Raw genomic sequence first — 17,475 nt, 5'->3', positions numbered from 1 at the left:
CATCCGAACAACTCCTTTTCCCCATTTACACAAATTCTTTAATACGTATGCGATCGTTCCCAATAATATTTTCATATGTTTCGCGCTCTACAACAATTTGTGATGTGCCGCCTTTCGCGAAGACAACAGCTGGCCTACGAATCCGATTGTAATTATTTGCCATCGAGTACCCATATGCCCCTGTACAAGAAATTGCTAATAAATCGGCAGAAGCAACTTTCGGTAGAGTAATATCCCAAATTAACATATCTCCACTCTCACAACACTTCCCAGCAATCGAAACGACTTCCTCGTTCTCATCATTTCCTCGATTCGCTAACATCGCTTCATAACGAGCGTTATATAAAGCAGGTCTTAAATTATCAGTCATTCCACCATCCACTGATACATATTTCCGAATACCAGGAATATCTTTCACAGATCCAACTGTATAAATTGTCGTTCCAGCATCACCTACAATACTACGGCCTGGTTCAACCCATATTTCCGGCAAGGGATAATTACATACTGTAAACTGTTCCCTCACTGCACTTGTTACAGCTCGCACATATGTCTCGAGAGTTAATGGTGTATCTGACTCTGTGTAGCGTATTCCGAATCCTCCGCCCACATTTAATACTTTTACTACATAGTTCGCGCTCTCTCTCACTTCTTCTAAAAATTGATGAAGAACTTCAATCGCTCGAACAAATCCAGCTGTTTCAAATATTTGCGATCCGATATGTGAATGAATTCCTAACACATCATAATTTGATTTTTGTAAAGCAAGCTCAATTGCTTGCATCGCTTGACCATTTGAAACTCCAAACCCAAATTTCGAATCATCTTGACCTGTTGTAATATATTCATGTGTGTGCGCCTCTACTCCAGGCGTTACACGGATTAATATGTTCACAAATTTCCCATGTTGCACTGCTAAATCATGCAAAATTTCTAACTCTAAGAAATTATCGACAACAAAACAACCAATATTCGCCTGAAGTGCCATCACAATCTCTTCTTCTGTTTTATTATTGCCGTGAAAATGAATACGCGATGCTGGGAATCCCGCTTGAAGCGCAGTATATAATTCCCCTCCAGAAACAACATCTAATGACATATTCTCTTCACGAGCTACTCGGCACATCTCCATGCACAAGAACGCCTTGCTTGCATATGCTACTTGATAAGAGAACCCACTTTCTTTAAAAGCACGATGAAACGCGCGGCACTTTCCTCGAATAGACTCTTCATCGTATACATAAAGTGGTGTTCCGTATTGTTTTGCTAGCTGCGTCGTATCGCACCCTCCAATTTCTAAGTGTCCTTGCCCATTGATTCGGCTTGTGCCGTGTAAATACATTTGAATTCCTCCCTTATTTCCTCTAAAACTCATAACCCCAATCTTCTATTCATTGCAGCACGCTTTTAGATAGACAAAAAACGCGCGGAACAATGTTCACACGCGTTTCTTATTAGGAAAAATATATATTGAAAAAATAAACGAGTTGTTATCTCCTCAAAATAAGAAACCGCATCAACATCTCCAAATAGCTCTCCATAAAAGAAATCTTATGACAGTACTACATTTATTCAATGTAGTCCCAATATATGAATAAGATGGTTATTCTTATATTTCGGCAATAGTCCCTTTCAACCTATGATCGCAGATTCCATTAAATCTCCCATAGCTTACTCTTTCCTATTGCGGCCTCTACCTTTGAGAGTAGATGAGGTAAGTCTATTTAATTTTCAAACATCTAATTGTTGCTATTAACAATACCAAAGGACCATTTTATTTGTCAAACAATTTTTTATATTGTTTTTTTACAGTTTAATTTCGTATCATTTGGTAAGCGCTTTACTAAAATCTTTGTCACTTCCCATTCGCCTTCTTCGTTATTAAAAGTAATTGTTACTTTTTCAAATGGCGGAACAATTTTCCCACCAACCTGTTCATATTTCGTCACTTCAATAACCGCTTGAAATAAATATGTACCGCTATATACTTTTTTTAAACTAATAATTTTAGGACATTGATAAGGCTTTAAGCTCCCATATTGTTTTTCAATTGCTTTATTTATTTTCGGAAACAAAACAGAATAAAGGGCATCTTCCATAAGAGGTGCATCATATTGGGCTACCGACACACTTGGTGAAGCAAAAAGTATAACACTACTGCATACTATAAAATATAATAATTTTCGCATGATAACCTCCGTATTGTTACACGATTCTTTCTGCACACGATAATAATCATACATAGAAACTCCGTTTTATTGTCTCCTACTGCCCTTTTTCTACTCAATTATTATAAAAAAGCCCACAACTCTCTTTTATTTTCGTATAATGATACTCATAGTATAATAAACATAATAATAAAGGACTGTTCGTATATATAAAATGAGGTGCTAATCAAACCAGCTCACAAGAACGGTCATGCTTTTTAGGAGAGGAGTATATTATGCTACAACGTCTGTTTCCAAAACTGCGATTTGCACTCGTTGCAGTCGTTTTATTATGGATAAAAACATATATTGTGTACAAGCTAGCATTTGATATTAAAATCGATAATTTCTTTGAAGAATTTATGCTTTTTATTAATCCACTAGCTGCGTTACTTTTATTTTTCGGTTTTGCTTTATTTGCATCTAAACACCGAAACCGCATTATAGTTGGAATCAGTTTTATACTGTCCTTTATTTTATTTGGAAATGCAATGTTTTATGGGTTTTATAACGATTTCGTTACATTCCCAGTTTTATTCCAAACAAATAATATGGCTGATTTAGGGACGAGTATAAAAGAACTCTTTACGTACAAAACATTACTTTTATTTGCAGATGCGATTATTTTAATGTTTCTTTCACGTAAATTCCCGGCATTTTGTGACAAGACGCCACTTTCACGCTCTGAGAAGCGAACTTTCTTTAGCGGTGTAACAGCTTTATTAGCACTACAAATTGTTGTTTCCGTTATTTATAAACCACAAATGTTCTCACGCTCATTTGATCGTCAAACAGTCGTGAAAAATTTAGGTTTATACACATATCATCTATTTGATATTACACTTCAATCTAAATCTTCAGCTGAACGTGTATTTGCAAGTGGAGATGGGTTCTCTGAAATTAAAAACTATACAGACTCAAAAGATAAGCAAGTTGATAAAAACTTATTTGGAGCTGCAAAAGGTAAAAATGTTATTTTGATTTCCATGGAATCTACACAAAGTTTTGTTATTAATAAAAAAATAAATGGAAAAGAAATTACTCCATTTTTAAATGAATTTATTAAAGATAGTTTTTATTTCGATAACTTCTATCATCAAACGGGACAAGGTAAAACTTCTGATGCTGAATTTATCGTTGAAAATTCACTTTATCCGTTAGACCGCGGTTCTGTATTCTTTACTCACGCAACAAATGAATATACAGCTACACCAGAGCAATTAAAGAAATACGGATATTCTTCTGCTGTCTTCCATTCAAACGATAAAACGTTTTGGAATCGTGATGTAATGTATCCTGCGCTCGGATATGATCGTTACTTTAATTTAAATGATTACGTAGGCACAGAACAAATGTCTGTCGGCTGGGGATTAAAAGATAAAGAGTTCTTTGAACAATCGATTCCAAAGCTAAAATCTTTACCACAACCGTTCTATACAAAATTTATTACTTTAACAAACCATTTTCCATTTCTTCTAAATCCAGAAGATCAATATGTTGATGAGTTTAATTCGGAAAGTGGTGTTGTAAACCGCTACTTCCCAACCGTTCGTTACACGGATGAAGCTCTTAAATTATTTATTAAACAGTTAAAAGATGAAGGACTGTATGATAATTCTGTTATTGTCATTTATGGAGATCATTACGGCATTTCAGAAAACCATAATGCTGCTATGGCCCAGTTCCTTGGAAAAGACTCTATTACACCGTTTGATTCTATGCAATTACAACGCGTCCCTCTCATTATTCATGTACCTGGTCAAGAAGGAAAAGTCATTTCTAAAGTATCTGGTCAAATTGATATTAAACCAACGCTACTTCATTTACTTGGTATTAAAACAAATCAATCCGTTGAATTTGGAACTGACTTATTTATTAAAGAGAAAGATCCACTTATGGTAATGCGTGATGGTAGCTTCGTTTCGGAAGATTATGTGTATACAAAAAACATGTGCTATAAACGAAATACAGGTGAACAAGCTGACATTTCATTATGCCAACCAAATATTGAAAAAGCAAAAACTGAATTGAAACTCTCCGATAAACTCATTTATGGAGATTTATTGCGTTTCGATCCTAACAATCGTTATAAAACTGGAACAATGACAACAAAATTTGAGTAGTACTAGAAGCAACTTTATAAAAGTTGCTTCTTTTTTTACTTATTTTTCAAATCATTCTTCTATGAAATCTTTCACAAATTGGGAATTTCTTTCGTATGAGGAAGAAATTTATGGTATGATAAAATAAGTAAAATTTCATACACTAATTAAGAATTTATTACAGAAAGCAAGGGATCAGATTTTGTATAGAGCAGCTATTCCAAACTTATTTACGCTCGGAAATTTATATAGTGGATTCTTGTCAATCGGCTATGCATCTTTAGGATATTATAAATCAGCTGCTATTTTAGTACTTATCGGGATGATGTTAGATAGTCTTGATGGGCGTGTTGCTCGTTTATTACGCGTTGATTCACAAATGGGAAAAGAGCTTGACTCACTTGCGGATGTCGTGACATTTGGTGCCGCACCTGCTGTTCTTATGTATTACACATCTTTCTCCAATTACGGAATCATCGGACTATACATAGCGGGACTATTCCCTCTTTTCGGAGCATATCGTTTAGCACGATTTAATGTAACACCATCTTCTACTTCAATGAAATATTTCACTGGGGTACCGATTACAGCAGCGGGAGGGCTTGTTGCTTTCTTAACATTATTTTCACATATCATTCCAAAAATCGTTCTTATTACAGTCTTTGTAACGTTCGCATTTTTAATGGTGAGCCGCATTCGTATCCCAAGTTTAAAAGATGTACCACTTCCACGATATAGCATCATTATTACACTATTTTTAGTTGGAAGCATTATCACAATGTACCAAACAGGGATCGGTAACTTTTCTGTTTTCTTATTCATTGCTATTCCACTATATATTTTGTATATGCTATCTCAATTTCTTAGACAAAGACCGTCTAAAAGAGCAAATAAAGAAAAATAAGAAACCTTCCGATTTCGGAAGGTTTCTTTTTATTTTGTAACTACTGCTTTTTGATTTACAGGTGTTACAGGCTCTTCACCTTTTAATACGGCTAAAATATTTCTTACTGCCATTTCAGCCATCGCATCACGCGTTTCGAATGTTGCATTTCCTACGTGAGGAGCAAGCACTACATTCTTTAATTCTTTTAGCTCTTCAATAATTTTCGGTTCAAATTCAAATACATCAAGAGCCGCCCCTTCAATTTCATTCGTTTTTAATGCTTGAGCAAGTGCCGCTTCATGCATAATTGGTCCACGTGAAGCATTTACAATATACGCTGTTTTCTTCATCATTTTAAACTGTTCTTCATCAATCATATGATGCAATTTCGGATTATACGCACAGTTAATTGTAATAAAGTCTGCTGTTTGTAATAATTCTTCCAATGTTACATATGTTGCTTCCAGTTCACTTTCAGCTTCAGGTTTTCGATTTGGCCCTGTATATAAAACATTCATTCCAAACGCTTTCGCACGCTTTGCAACTGCCTTTCCGATTTCTCCAAGGCCAATAATTCCAATTGTTTTCCCATGTACTTCACGGCCTAAGAAAAATAATGGTGCCCATCCGTTAAATCCAGTTGTACGACATAACGTATCACCTTCCGGAATTCTACGTGCAGCTGCTAAAAGAAGTGCAAATGTTAATTCTGCTGTCGCTTCAGTTGATACTTTCGGTGTATTCGTTACCGCAATCCCTTTTTCTCCAGCATACGAGTAATCAATATTATCGTAACCAGCACCGTAGTTTGCAATAATCTTCAAATTAGGTGCCGCATCAATCACTTCTTTTGTCACCTTTGTAGAAAGTAGGCTCAACAATGCATCTTTATCTTTTGCACGCTCTGTTAATTCATCTAAAGAAATTAAAGCCTCTTTATCATACATTTCTACATCATGATCCTTTAATAGTTCTAATCCGATTGCTGGAATTTTTCCTGCTACTAATATTTTCGCCACTACTAACACCTCTTCTATAGAAAATAAGATACCTCTTATCTTTCATTGTAAGAAATCCACATATAAAAACCAAGGAATTTGATTATAGTTTTGAAAATCGACACTTTTCCATAAAAAAAGAGGAGATGCAAGTCTCCCCTCTTCTTATGCTTTTTCTTGCGATTCTTTTCCAAGCTTCACATCGATCGTTCCTTCTGCAACTGTATCACTAATTTGTTCCTCAATAACGGATTGAGATGTAGCATTCGTTTCAGAAGTATACGCTTGTTGCTGTACACTTTGTACATTTTGTTTATTTTGTTGTTTCGCCATTTCTTACCCTCCTTTTTATTCTTTCTTATTTTGAACAAAAAGGAGGGTTTTCATCAAAAAATCGTGATTATTTTGAAATGGATACTTCTTCTTCCAGTAATCTCATCGTTCTTACTCGTTTCGTAAAGGTAGCTAAGTGTGAAATATCATGACTGCGTAACGTCTTTATATTCTCTTCCACATATTTTCCTAAGTCATGCGGATAATGAGCATCTGAGGAGAGAGTAATCGGAACCTCGTGCTTAGCTAGTACTTGTAAATATAGTGGGCTCGGACACATTTCGCGCACAGGATATCGATAGTACAAGCCTGCATTTATTTCCGTTGCCGTATTTGTTTCTACTAATGCACGCGCAATGTCCTTATAATACGAAAGTTGTTCATTCTCATCTAACCGATAATTAAATACCTTTATGTTATCAAGATGAGCTATTATATCAAATAACTGAGAGCGAACTGCACACTCAACCGTTTTGAAAAACGTATCATATAAAGCATATAAGTTATGCTCCTTAAAATATTCTTTCGTGTCTGGATTATCAAATCCCCAGCCATTTAAAAAATGGACAGAACCAATTACATAATCAAAGTCTCCTAATGCTAGTAAAGATTGTAATTCTTGTTCACCACCAATAAAATAATCCGCTTCAATTCCAAGTTTAAGCGTCACGCCTCGTTTACTCCAACGTTCTTTCGCTTCTTCTATTGCCTTTGTAAAATCATGTAGTGATGCTACCCTTACTTGATCTAGCCATTCCTTCTGTAAACGACCGAGCTTAGAGTCACTAATATCGACATATCTTTCATAGTATTCTTTCGCTTCATAAAAACGGTATAAATGATCGACAATACCAACTTCTTTTATACCTTTTCGCAAAGCTTCTTCTAAATATAAATCAATCCATTTCGTTGTAAATGGCCCTTCTTTCACACGTCTTTGCAGGCGTTCTTGTGTTTTCACAAGCCATTCCATAGAATGTTTTTCTTCTTTAAGCGGTTCATACTGTTGCAATGATTCATTTATTTTAGCTAACCACCCTATTGAATATGGCCCTTCTTCTAAATGAATGTGATAATCCACCTTCATCTATATTCCCCCTTATAATGTATCTATGTCTCTTCTGTCCCCTACTCGCGAAAGCTTCCCATTTCTTTCTGTCACTTCCTCCATAACATCTTCAAATGATATATTTTTTTCGGCTAATAAAACGAAGCAGTGATACAATACATCCACCATTTCTTTCACTAATTCTTCTTTATCATTATTTTTAGATGCGATAATTACTTCCGTGCATTCTTCACCAATTTTCTTTAAAATTTTATCTTCTCCTTTTGAAAACAAGTAATTTGTATACGATTCAGGAAGTGGATTTCTCTTTCGTTCTTCAATTGTTTCAAATAGTAATGTAAAGGCGTTTCCCATATGTATCCCCCTATATAATTTTGTAATGAAAACACGTTTTCTCTCCTGTATGACAAGCAGGTCCTACTTGTTTTACGACAACAACGATTGAATCTTGATCACAATCTAGATAAAGAGATTGCACATATTGGACATTTCCTGATGTTTCTCCTTTATTCCATAACGACCTTCTTGAACGAGAATAAAACCATGTTCTTTTCGTTTCTAGCGTTTTTTCATATGCTTCTTCATTCATATAAGCTAGCATTAAAATCTCTTTTGTACCTTCTTCCATTACAACTGCTGGTAGTAATCCTTTTGAAAAGTTTGGTTTCATAACCGCACCTCAACGTTTGCATTTCTTAATTTTCTCTTTACGTCCTGCACTGTTGCCTCACCATAATGAAAGATGGATGCCGCTAACGCTGCATCAACTGTTGTCTTTTGAAAAACTTCTATAATGTGATTAACATGGCCGCACCCGCCTGACGCAATGACTGGTACGGAAACGCTTTTTGAAATTTCTTCTGTTAAACGAAGGTCATATCCATTTTTCGTTCCATCTGCATCCATACTCGTTAACAAAATTTCGCCTGCCCCTAGCCCGGTAACGCGATTTGCCCATTCAATTGCATCCATTCCCGTATCAACTCTTCCGCCGTTCACATATACATTCCACTTATCTTCTGCTATTTTTCTAGCATCAATTGCGACGACAATACATTGTGAGCCAAAGTGTTCTGCCCCTTCTTTGATTAGCTTTGGATTTCGCACTGCCGCTGAGTTAATTGAAACTTTATCTGCTCCAGCTCTTAGTAAATTGTACATATCTTTAACACTTGAAATCCCCCCGCCAACTGTAAGAGGAATAAATACTTTCGAAGCTGTTTGTTCTACAACATCGATAATTGTTTTTCGTCCTTCATGCGTTGCCGTAATATCTAAAAATACAATTTCATCTGCTCCCGCATCATTGTATAAAGCAGCTATTTCAACAGGATCACCGACGTCTTGTAATCCTATAAAATTTACACCTTTTACGACTCGCCCTTCTTTCACATCTAGACATGGAATAATGCGTTTCGCTAACATAACTTTGTTACCTCTAACACTTCTTCTAAATTAATCGTTTTCTCGTAAAGAGCCTTACCAATTATGACGCCGTATATATTCATATCATTTAATTTTTTCACATCTTGAATAGATGCCACTCCTCCAGAAGCAATAAGACGAATAGCAACACTTTTTTGTAGTAACTCCAATTGCTCTACATTCGGCCCTGCAAGTGTCCCGTCTTTCGAAATGTCTGTAAACACAATCGTTTGAACACCTACGTTCTCCATTTGCTTCGCTAAATAAATGTAAGAAATTTCAGACACATCAAGCCAGCCTCTCGTTGCTACGAAACCATTTTTCGCATCAATTCCAACAATAATTTTTTCTTTATATAGACGAACCGCCTCCTCTAAAAATGTCTTATCATAAAGAGCAGCTGTTCCTAAAATCACTTTATCTACACCTACTGACAATAACTTCTCTACCGCTACAAGTGATCGAATACCTCCTCCTACTTGCACTGGAATACGTACTGCCTTGCAAATCCTTTCAATAACGAGCAAATTTACTGACTCACCAGCAATTGCACCATCTAAATCAACAATATGCAGTGTTTTCGCTCCTGATTTTTCGAATACAATTGCTTGCGCAACCGGGTCTTCATTCATTACTGTTTCTTTACTAAACTCTCCTTGATACAGTCTAACGCATCGCCCCTCTTTTAAATCGATAGCTGGGAAGATTTCCATGCTTCTACCACCCCTTTGAAATTTTTCAACATTTGCATCCCAATGTCACCACTTTTTTCAGGATGAAACTGTGCGCCGTATATATTTCCTTTCGCTACAAAACCAGGTACTTTCAATCCATATTCACTTATTCCATATACAATTTCATTTGGACAATCTGCGTAATAAGAGTGAACATAATATACGAAAGAACCGTCCTCTACTCCATTCCAAAGCGCTATTTCCCCCTCTTTCTTTAACTCATTCCATCCCATATGTGGAATTTTATAAGGGACTTTTAGCTTTCGAATAACACCTGGTAATAAACTTAATCCGTTACAGTCTTGTAGTTCTTCACTTTTTTCAAATAAAAGCTGCATTCCTAAGCAAATGCCTAGAAGCGGTTTTCCTGAACGCCCGACTTCTTTTAATACACACACTAAATCTTTTTCTTCCAATACATCCATCGCTTTTGGAAATGCACCTACTCCTGGTAAAATCACTCCATCACTTTTAAAAATTTCTTCTTTATCACTCGTTACGATGTACTCTGCTCCAATATATTTTAATGCTTGTTCTACACTACGAATATTTCCCATTCCATAATCTATAATAGCAATCAATTACAACATCCCTTTCGTTGAATTTACACCAGTAATGTTGGTATTTTTATCAACTGCTTCCCTAAGCGCTCGACCAAATGCTTTAAATAATGCTTCAACTTTGTGATGTGTATTACTTCCATATAAAATGCGGGCATGTAACGTAATATTTGCAGCATGAGCAACTGCTCTAAAGAATTCTTCTGTTAGTTCTGTATCAAAATCCCCTAGCTTCGGATTTGTTAATTCTCCTTGAAATACAATATACGAGCGTCCGCTTATATCAATTGCGACAAAACCTAAAGATTCATCCATTGGTACATAAGCAGAGCCATAACGGTTAATCCCCTCTTTATTTTGCAATGCTTCTTTCAAACAATTTCCGAGCACAATTCCAACATCTTCAACTGTATGATGTGCATCAACGAACACATCGCCTTCCGCCTCCACTTGCAAACCGAATCTTCCATGCCTTGCAAATAAAGTTAGCATATGATCAAAAAATCCAACTCCCGTTTGTACAGAAACATCCTTTCCTTCATCAAGCTGCAAACTTAATTTTATTTTTGTTTCTGTCGTCTCACGTATTTGACTAGACTCACGCATTATTCTTCCTCCTCCTCAAATCTTATTTGAATTGCTCTCGCATGCGCATGTAACCCTTCTTTATTCGCAAGTTCTACAATGTGATGTTGTACATCTCTTAACGCTTCCTCTGTATAAGACAAAAAGCTTGATTTTTTCACGAAATCATCAACTGATAACGGTGAGAAAAACCTTGCCGTTCCACTTGTCGGTAACACGTGATTCGGTCCTGCTACATAATCGCCAAGTGGTTCCGGCGCATATGGTCCAAGAAAGATAGATCCTGCATGTTTCACGTAAGCTAGTGCATTCATCGGTTCTTTTATATGTAACTCTAAATGTTCCGGGGCGATTTCATTCGATAATTGCAGTGCCTCATCTAAAGAGGGAACGATACAAATGGCTCCATTTCTATTTATCGATTCACGTGCAATTTCGCTTCTTGGTAATGTTTCTAACTGTCTTTCTATCTCTTTTTCTACTTCTTTTGCTAACTCTATATTCGTTGTAATACAAATTGCTGTCGCTCTCTCGTCATGCTCTGCCTGTGATAGTAAATCAGCAGCAATATATTTTGCATTGCCGGTTTCATCAGCAATAACTACAATTTCTGACGGTCCAGCAATCATATCGATATTTACTATTCCATATACTTCTCGTTTCGCTAGAGCGACGTACAAATTTCCTGGTCCAACTATTTTATCCACTTTCGGAATCGATTCCGTCCCGTATGCTAAGGCAGCAATTGCTTGCGCACCACCTATCATATAAATTTCATCTACCCCTGCAAGACTTGCAGCAACTAAAATATGTGGATCAATTCCTCCTTCTCTCGGCGGTGTTACCATTACAATCTTTTTCACACCAGCGAGTTTCGCTGGTAATACATTCATTAATACCGATGAAGGATAGGAAGCAGTTCCGCCTGGCACGTATACTCCTACATTTTCTAATGGCCGAATGATTTGTCCCCTAATGATGCCTTCATTCTCGCAATCGAATATAGATTGCCTTTTTTGCTTTTCATGATACGATATAATGTTTTTCTTCGCCTCTTGTAACGCTTCTAAAAATGAATTTTCTACGAACATACTCGCTCGTTTTATTTCTTCTTCACTTACACGAAACTCTTTCATCTCCACACCATCAAACTTGTTTGTATAAAAAGATAGGGCCTCATCCCTATTCTCCCTTACATTTTGAACGATCTCTCTTACACTTCTTTGAACAGTTTCTTCTATTATATTAGCGTTTTCTCGTAGCAATTTTATTTTCGATAACGCCTTTTGAAAATCTTCACAAACGATCTCCATTTCAAGTCCCCCTATTTTCCTGACAAAATTTCTTGCTCCATCATATTTACAATACTGAATATTTCGTCTTTTTTAGTTTTTAATGCAGCCTTATTTACAATCATTCGAGCAGATATAGAATACATTTCCTCAAATACAATGAGTCCATTTTCTTGTAATGTTGTTCCTGTTTCAACAATATCAACAATTGCATCTGCCAATCCAAGAATAGGAGCGATTTCTACAGAACCTTCTATTTTAATAATTTCTACATCCTCTCCTTTATCATGAAAATAGTTAGAAGTAATATGGGGATATTTCGTTGCAATACGTTTCTTCCGGTAGCTCTTCGGGTTATAAGTAGGAATAGAAGCCACACAAAACTTACACACGCCTACTCCTAAATCCAACATTTCATAAATATCTTTCTCATTTTCCATTAAAATATCTTTTCCAACGACCCCAATATCCGCTACTCCATGTTCTACATAAGTAGCAACATCTAATGCTTTCACTAAAATAAATGAGATATCTGTATTCTTACTTTGAAAGACAAGCTTTCGCCCTTTATTTTTGAGCTCTGAACAATCAATTCCAATTTGCTCAAAGAGTGGAATCACATGCTTTTCTAATCTCCCTTTCGTTAACGCAATTTGAATGTTACGCATGAGGTCTCTCCTTCTTTCTGGACTATCCATTTCTCTTTCCATACATATTCCACTAATGATTCATTCTTCGCCTCAACGACCGTTACTATTTGGTTTTTTCTTGCAAATTGAAAGGTGTCGTTTACATTAGAGAATAAGGATAGCTCTACTTTTTTCCCGTCCTTTTGAAGTAAACTTCTTAATCTTTCCGCTTCTGCTAATCTATTTAACTCATAATGAATGATTATATCTATTCTCTTTCGTTCATATGCTTCTTGCTGCTCTTGCAGCGCCTTCACAATTTGATTGACTTGCACCGCGAGTCCAACAGCCGGCAGCATTTCTCCAAAATTTCCAATTAACTCATCATATCTTCCACCACTAACAATTTCTTCTCCAATTTCATATATATACCCTTTGAAAATAACTCCTGTATAGTAATCTAGATGTTGGATCATACCTAAATCAATTGATATGTAAGATCCATAGCCTAGTTTTTCAATGGCTACATATATTTCTTTCACTCTTGCGATGGCCATTTTCATTTCATTACTTGAGGCGAGTTTTTCCGCTTCCTCAATTACTTCTAAATTCCCAAATAACCTTGGTAATTTCTCAAGTAATCTTACTGTTTCATCACATCGATCTAATTTCTTTTCTCTAATAAAATTTGATAGAGCAGCATAATTTTTACTTTCAATATATGTTCTAAGTACTCTCTCTTCTTCCTCATGAATGGAGAGCTTTTTGACAATACATTTATATAACTGCACTTGCCCAATCTCTATTGTAAAAGATTGCACCTTCACCTTTTGAAGTGATTGAATGACGCTTATAACACATTCAATTTCAGCTCTTACATTATCAATCCCAATAATTTCAATACCACTTTGTATAATTTCATTATATTTACCAGTAAGAGACTCATTCGCCCGAAATACATTCCCGCCATACGTCAGTTTTAGCGGCGTATCCCACCTCTGCGTTCCCATCACTCTCGCTAAAGGAATTGTCATATCTGGACGCAAGACGATAATCCGTCCCTTTTCATCAAAAAATTTATACATCTTTTCTTCATCTATCGGTCTATTTTGAAAGGCAAACACATCATAAAATTCTATTGTTGGTGTCCTTATTTCCTCATAACCTCGCTCTAAAAAAGTACGTCTTAATTTTTGCTCCACTTCTTCAATTAACGTACATTCTTCGAATAAATAATCTCTCGTTCCATTTGGATTTGCACGTTTCCATTTTGTCATCTAAATTCTCACACCTTTCCCTTTCTAATGTATGCCTATTTCATTCACCTAAACCGAAAATAAAAAGAGCCTTGTAGACAAAATACCTACAAGGCTCTTTAGTAGAGTGTAGGTACAACGGGAATAACCCTTGTGCCTACACGTTTTCACGCTAGGTTCAAGGGCTTTATGTATGATGATGTAGTTGTGTAAGCATTTCAATAGGTTGCACGATATTCATAATACTTACTCCCTTTCTCCTCTGATTTTTTACATAGTATATAATACTTAATTCTGAATGTAAATACATTTCGAACATTCCGTTATTTCTTAATATAAAGCTACTTCCCTTTCATATTCTACAATTTTTTGTTCATATTGCATTGTAATACTAATTTCATCTAGACCATTTAATAATTTCTCTTTCCACATTTTCTCGATTGTAAAATGAAACTTGTGCGTACTCGTTGTGATGACTTCATTCTCTAAATCTACTTCTATTTGTTCTCTCGCATCCGTTTTAGCAATTTGTTCTCGCATTTCTTTATCCATTACAATTGGTAACATACCATTTTTCATACAATTCATATAAAAAATATCTGCAAACCCGCCAGCGATAATAACACGGAAACCATAATCAACAAGCGCCCATGGAGCATGTTCTCTTGAAGAACCGCAACCAAAATTATCACCTGTAATTAATATACTTGCTCCTTTTCTATCTAGTGCATTAAGTGGAAAATTAGGGTTTTCATGGCGGTTATTATCATAACGCCATTCATCGAATAAATATTTTCCAAATCCCGTCCTTTCAATTCTCTTTAAATATTGCTTCGGAATAATTTGATCTGTATCAATGTTATCATTCATCAGTACTGCGGCAGTACCTTTATGAATACGAAATGGCTCCATCATAACTCTCCTTTCTAGTATCAACAAAATGACCATATAACGCAGCTGCTGCCGCCATTGCTGGGCTAACCAAATGTGTTCGCGCTCCTTTTCCTTGTCTTCCTTCAAAATTGCGGTTTGAAGTGGAAGCACAATGTTCTCCCTCAGGTACTTGATCTGGATTCATTCCAAGACACATTGAACATCCAGGCTCTCTCCATTCAAATCCTGCTTCTTCAAAGATGTGATGTAGCCCTTTTTGCATCGCAGCTTCTCTTACTCTTTTCGATCCAGGCACAACGAGTGCTCGCACACCTTCTTTTACCTTTCTCCCTTTCACAACAGAAGCAGCAATTTCTAAATCAGAGAGCCTAGAATTTGTACAAGATCCAATAAAAACATGCTGAACTGGAATGTCATACGTACTTTGTCCTGGGCTTAATCCCATATAAGAAAATGCTCTTTCATCATTTGCATCATGCTTTTCTGGCAATTTTTCATCAATACGAACACCCATACTCGGGTTTGTTCCCCACGTAACGTACGGTGCTAAATCCGCCACATCAATTGAAATATGTAAATCATAAATCGCATCTGAATCTGTATACAGTTCAGACCATTTTTTCTCGAAAGTTTCATAGTCTTTCGGTGCATATTGACGTCCTTTTACATAAGTAAATGTTTTTTCATCTGGTGCTATAATACCAGCCTTTGCCCCTCCTTCAATTGCCATATTACAAAGCGTCATTCTCTCTTCCATCTCCATAGCTCCAATTGTCTCTCCGTAAAACTCCATTACGTATCCGGTTCCAACTGCTACACCGTACTTCGAAAGGAGATGCAAAATAATATCTTTCGCGTAAACACCTTTCTGTAATTTCCCTTTTAACTCAATGCCCATCGCTTTCGGTTTACGTTGCCATAACGTTTGTGTCGCCAATACATGTTCCACTTCACTCGTGCCAATGCCAAATGCTAGCGCGCCAAACGCACCGTGTGTTGCTGTATGACTATCACCACAAACAATTGTTTTTCCTGGCTGCGTGAGCCCAAGTTCTGGTCCGATAACATGAACAATCCCTTGCTCTTCATCTCCAATATCCGCTAACGGTACCTGAAATTGTTTACAATTTTCACGAAGTGTATCTAGTTGCTGTTTCGCAATACGATCGGTAATATTCCAAACATCTTTCGTTGGAATATTATGATCCATCGTTGCGAATGTTAAATCTGGTCTACGGACCGTTCGATTTGTAAGCCGCAAGCCTTCAAAGGCTTGCGGTGACGTTACTTCATGGACAAGATGAAGATCGATATATAATAAATCCAACCCATTTTCGTTTGTCGTAACTATATGTCTTTCCCATAGTTTATCTAGCAACCTTTTCCCCATTATCTCCCTCTCCCTACTAACGCTTGCTCTTCCATTTCCTGCATAACCGCCTTCGTAAATGAAGTTGTCGTTTCAGTCCCCCCGATATCTGCTGTACATTTCCCTGATGTAAGGACTGCAGAAATTGCATCTTCAATTGCACACCCTTCTCTCGTTAATCCGAACGATTGCCCAAGCATCATTGCAACAGAGCGCATCATTGCAATTGGATTCGCCTTATTTTTCCCGGCAATATCCGGTGCTGATCCGTGAATAGGCTCGTATAATGAAGGTCCCTTTTCCGCGTGACTTGCTGATGGAAGCATCCCTAATGATCCAGCTAATACGGAAGCCTCGTCACTCAAAATATCTCCAAATAAATTTTCCGTTACAATTACATCAAACCGTCCTGGATTTCGAATTAATTCCATCGCAGCGGCATCTACTAAAATATGTTCTAGTTCAACGCCTGGATAACGAAGTGCTACTTCTTCTGTCACAGTTCGCCATAGTTTACTAGACTCTAAAACATTCGCCTTATCAATCGATGTTACTTTCTTCTTCCGCTTGCTCGCTAATTGAAAAGCATATGAAACGATACGTTCAATTTCATGACGATGATACGTAAGTGTATCGGTTGCTACTTCGTCCGTTCGTTCTTTCGGATAAGAAAAATAAATTCCGCCTGTTAATTCACGAACGACAACGAAATCAATTTCATCAGCCTTTTTTAATGGCGATAAATGTGCCGTTGCGCTTTCTACCGTTACAGGGCGAACATTCGCAAATACGCCGAGTCCTTTTCTTAAAGCTAACAATCCTTTTTCTGGTCTTTCTTTCGCACTATCCCACCTTGGTCCACCAACTGCTCCTAGTAAAACTGCATCACTTGCTAAACAGGCGGCAAGCGTTCGTTGTGGTAATGGTTGCCCATTTAAATCGATAGCACTCCCACCAAAGTACTCATCTTGCAAATGAAAACGATGCCCATATAATCTCTCTACCATATGCAATACTTCCTTCGCACTTTCCATAACTTCCGGGCCAACACCATCACCAGCTAAACAAACGATACGTTTTTCCAATTTCAACACTCCTTTTAACTGAATTTTCAGAACTTTAATTTGATAGGTGAG

19 protein-coding genes and 1 riboswitch are annotated in these 17,475 nt (G+C 36.8%); of the genes, 2 read left to right on the top strand and 17 right to left on the bottom strand.

Translation table 11 applies throughout. From position 1 onward, the window contains the following. Window positions 1-25: 25 nt before the first annotated feature. Both lysA and MHB74_RS07395 read right to left on the bottom strand, forming a co-directional pair. On the bottom strand, window positions 26-1,342 hold the full coding sequence (gene lysA / locus MHB74_RS07400) for a diaminopimelate decarboxylase (protein ID WP_061678645.1): 1,317 nt from the start codon (window positions 1,340-1,342) through the stop codon (window positions 26-28). A 180-nt stretch (window positions 1,343-1,522) separates the two neighbouring features. Then, window positions 1,523-1,704, bottom strand: a riboswitch (Lysine riboswitch). 89 nt (window positions 1,705-1,793) lie between these two features. After that, a complete protein-coding gene (locus tag MHB74_RS07395; RefSeq protein WP_001228835.1) occupies window positions 1,794-2,189 on the bottom strand; it encodes a DUF3888 domain-containing protein in 396 nt (131 codons plus the stop codon). A 254-nt stretch (window positions 2,190-2,443) separates the two neighbouring features. On the opposite strand from MHB74_RS07395, the gene MHB74_RS07390 reads away from it, so the two are divergent. Together MHB74_RS07390 and pssA are read left to right on the top strand one after the other, a co-directional pair. Beyond that, window positions 2,444-4,330: an LTA synthase family protein gene (locus MHB74_RS07390; protein ID WP_061678647.1), complete on the top strand. Its 1,887-nt coding sequence runs from the start codon at window positions 2,444-2,446 to the stop codon at window positions 4,328-4,330. A gap of 181 nt (window positions 4,331-4,511) precedes the next feature. After that, window positions 4,512-5,213 (top strand): CDP-diacylglycerol--serine O-phosphatidyltransferase, encoded by a 702-nt coding sequence (pssA, locus tag MHB74_RS07385; RefSeq protein ID WP_000285414.1) that lies wholly within the window; start codon window positions 4,512-4,514, stop codon window positions 5,211-5,213. A gap of 29 nt (window positions 5,214-5,242) precedes the next feature. On the opposite strand, the gene MHB74_RS07380 is transcribed toward pssA, so the two are convergent. From MHB74_RS07380 to leuB, 15 genes are all read right to left on the bottom strand, one after another. Then, window positions 5,243-6,214 carry an NAD(P)-dependent oxidoreductase gene (locus MHB74_RS07380; RefSeq protein ID WP_061678648.1) on the bottom strand — a complete coding sequence of 324 codons (972 nt, stop codon included), beginning with the start codon at window positions 6,212-6,214 and terminating at the stop codon, window positions 5,243-5,245. A gap of 144 nt (window positions 6,215-6,358) precedes the next feature. Further along, window positions 6,359-6,526, bottom strand: a complete 168-nt coding sequence (locus MHB74_RS07375; protein WP_061678649.1) for a DUF4025 domain-containing protein — start codon at window positions 6,524-6,526, stop codon at window positions 6,359-6,361. A 67-nt stretch (window positions 6,527-6,593) separates the two neighbouring features. Then, the gene (locus MHB74_RS07370; RefSeq protein ID WP_061678650.1) at window positions 6,594-7,613 is read right to left on the bottom strand and encodes a histidinol phosphate phosphatase domain-containing protein; all 1,020 of its coding nucleotides are present in this window, start codon (window positions 7,611-7,613) and stop codon (window positions 6,594-6,596) included. Between the two features lie 12 nt (window positions 7,614-7,625). Beyond that, window positions 7,626-7,949 carry a phosphoribosyl-ATP diphosphatase gene (gene hisE / locus MHB74_RS07365; protein ID WP_061678651.1) on the bottom strand — a complete coding sequence of 108 codons (324 nt, stop codon included), beginning with the start codon at window positions 7,947-7,949 and terminating at the stop codon, window positions 7,626-7,628. A gap of 10 nt (window positions 7,950-7,959) precedes the next feature. After that, window positions 7,960-8,265: a phosphoribosyl-AMP cyclohydrolase gene (hisI, locus tag MHB74_RS07360; RefSeq protein WP_061678652.1), complete on the bottom strand. Its 306-nt coding sequence runs from the start codon at window positions 8,263-8,265 to the stop codon at window positions 7,960-7,962. After that, window positions 8,262-9,020, bottom strand: a complete 759-nt coding sequence (hisF, locus tag MHB74_RS07355; RefSeq protein WP_061678653.1) for an imidazoleglycerol phosphate synthase cyclase subunit — start codon at window positions 9,018-9,020, stop codon at window positions 8,262-8,264. Before hisF ends, hisI begins: the two co-directional genes overlap by 4 nt. Then, entirely contained in the window at window positions 9,014-9,733 is a 720-nt protein-coding gene (hisA, locus tag MHB74_RS07350) for a 1-(5-phosphoribosyl)-5-[(5-phosphoribosylamino)methylideneamino]imidazole-4-carboxamide isomerase (protein WP_061678654.1), read from the bottom strand. Before hisA ends, hisF begins: the two co-directional genes overlap by 7 nt. Continuing rightward, window positions 9,706-10,335 carry an imidazole glycerol phosphate synthase subunit HisH gene (hisH, locus tag MHB74_RS07345; RefSeq protein WP_048544924.1) on the bottom strand — a complete coding sequence of 210 codons (630 nt, stop codon included), beginning with the start codon at window positions 10,333-10,335 and terminating at the stop codon, window positions 9,706-9,708. The genes hisA and hisH overlap by 28 nt, the downstream gene beginning before the upstream one ends. Further along, window positions 10,336-10,920, bottom strand: coding sequence for an imidazoleglycerol-phosphate dehydratase HisB (hisB, locus tag MHB74_RS07340; RefSeq protein WP_061678655.1), 585 nt, complete (start codon window positions 10,918-10,920; stop codon window positions 10,336-10,338). Beyond that, window positions 10,920-12,212 (bottom strand): histidinol dehydrogenase, encoded by a 1,293-nt coding sequence (gene hisD / locus MHB74_RS07335; protein WP_061678656.1) that lies wholly within the window; start codon window positions 12,210-12,212, stop codon window positions 10,920-10,922. Before hisD ends, hisB begins: the two co-directional genes overlap by 1 nt. Before the next feature lie 11 nt (window positions 12,213-12,223). Then, the gene (hisG, locus tag MHB74_RS07330; protein ID WP_061678657.1) at window positions 12,224-12,859 is read right to left on the bottom strand and encodes an ATP phosphoribosyltransferase; all 636 of its coding nucleotides are present in this window, start codon (window positions 12,857-12,859) and stop codon (window positions 12,224-12,226) included. Continuing rightward, complete coding sequence (gene hisZ, locus MHB74_RS07325; RefSeq protein WP_061678658.1) at window positions 12,835-14,097, bottom strand: ATP phosphoribosyltransferase regulatory subunit; 1,263 nt, start codon at window positions 14,095-14,097, stop codon at window positions 12,835-12,837. The genes hisG and hisZ overlap by 25 nt, the downstream gene beginning before the upstream one ends. Window positions 14,098-14,406: 309 nt before the next feature. Further along, window positions 14,407-14,988 (bottom strand): 3-isopropylmalate dehydratase small subunit, encoded by a 582-nt coding sequence (gene leuD / locus MHB74_RS07320; RefSeq protein WP_061678659.1) that lies wholly within the window; start codon window positions 14,986-14,988, stop codon window positions 14,407-14,409. After that, the gene (leuC, locus tag MHB74_RS07315; protein ID WP_061678660.1) at window positions 14,966-16,360 is read right to left on the bottom strand and encodes a 3-isopropylmalate dehydratase large subunit; all 1,395 of its coding nucleotides are present in this window, start codon (window positions 16,358-16,360) and stop codon (window positions 14,966-14,968) included. Before leuC ends, leuD begins: the two co-directional genes overlap by 23 nt. Next, window positions 16,360-17,424 (bottom strand): 3-isopropylmalate dehydrogenase, encoded by a 1,065-nt coding sequence (gene leuB, locus MHB74_RS07310; RefSeq protein ID WP_061678661.1) that lies wholly within the window; start codon window positions 17,422-17,424, stop codon window positions 16,360-16,362. The genes leuC and leuB overlap by 1 nt, the downstream gene beginning before the upstream one ends. Window positions 17,425-17,475 lie beyond the last annotated feature (51 nt).

This window comes from Bacillus sp. FSL K6-0069, from assembly GCF_038007785.1.
Classification (GTDB): Bacteria; Bacillota; Bacilli; order Bacillales; family Bacillaceae_G; genus Bacillus_A; species Bacillus_A mobilis.
The sequence above is the reverse complement of the archived record's forward strand: the minus strand, read 5'-3'. Positions and strand labels throughout refer to the sequence as shown.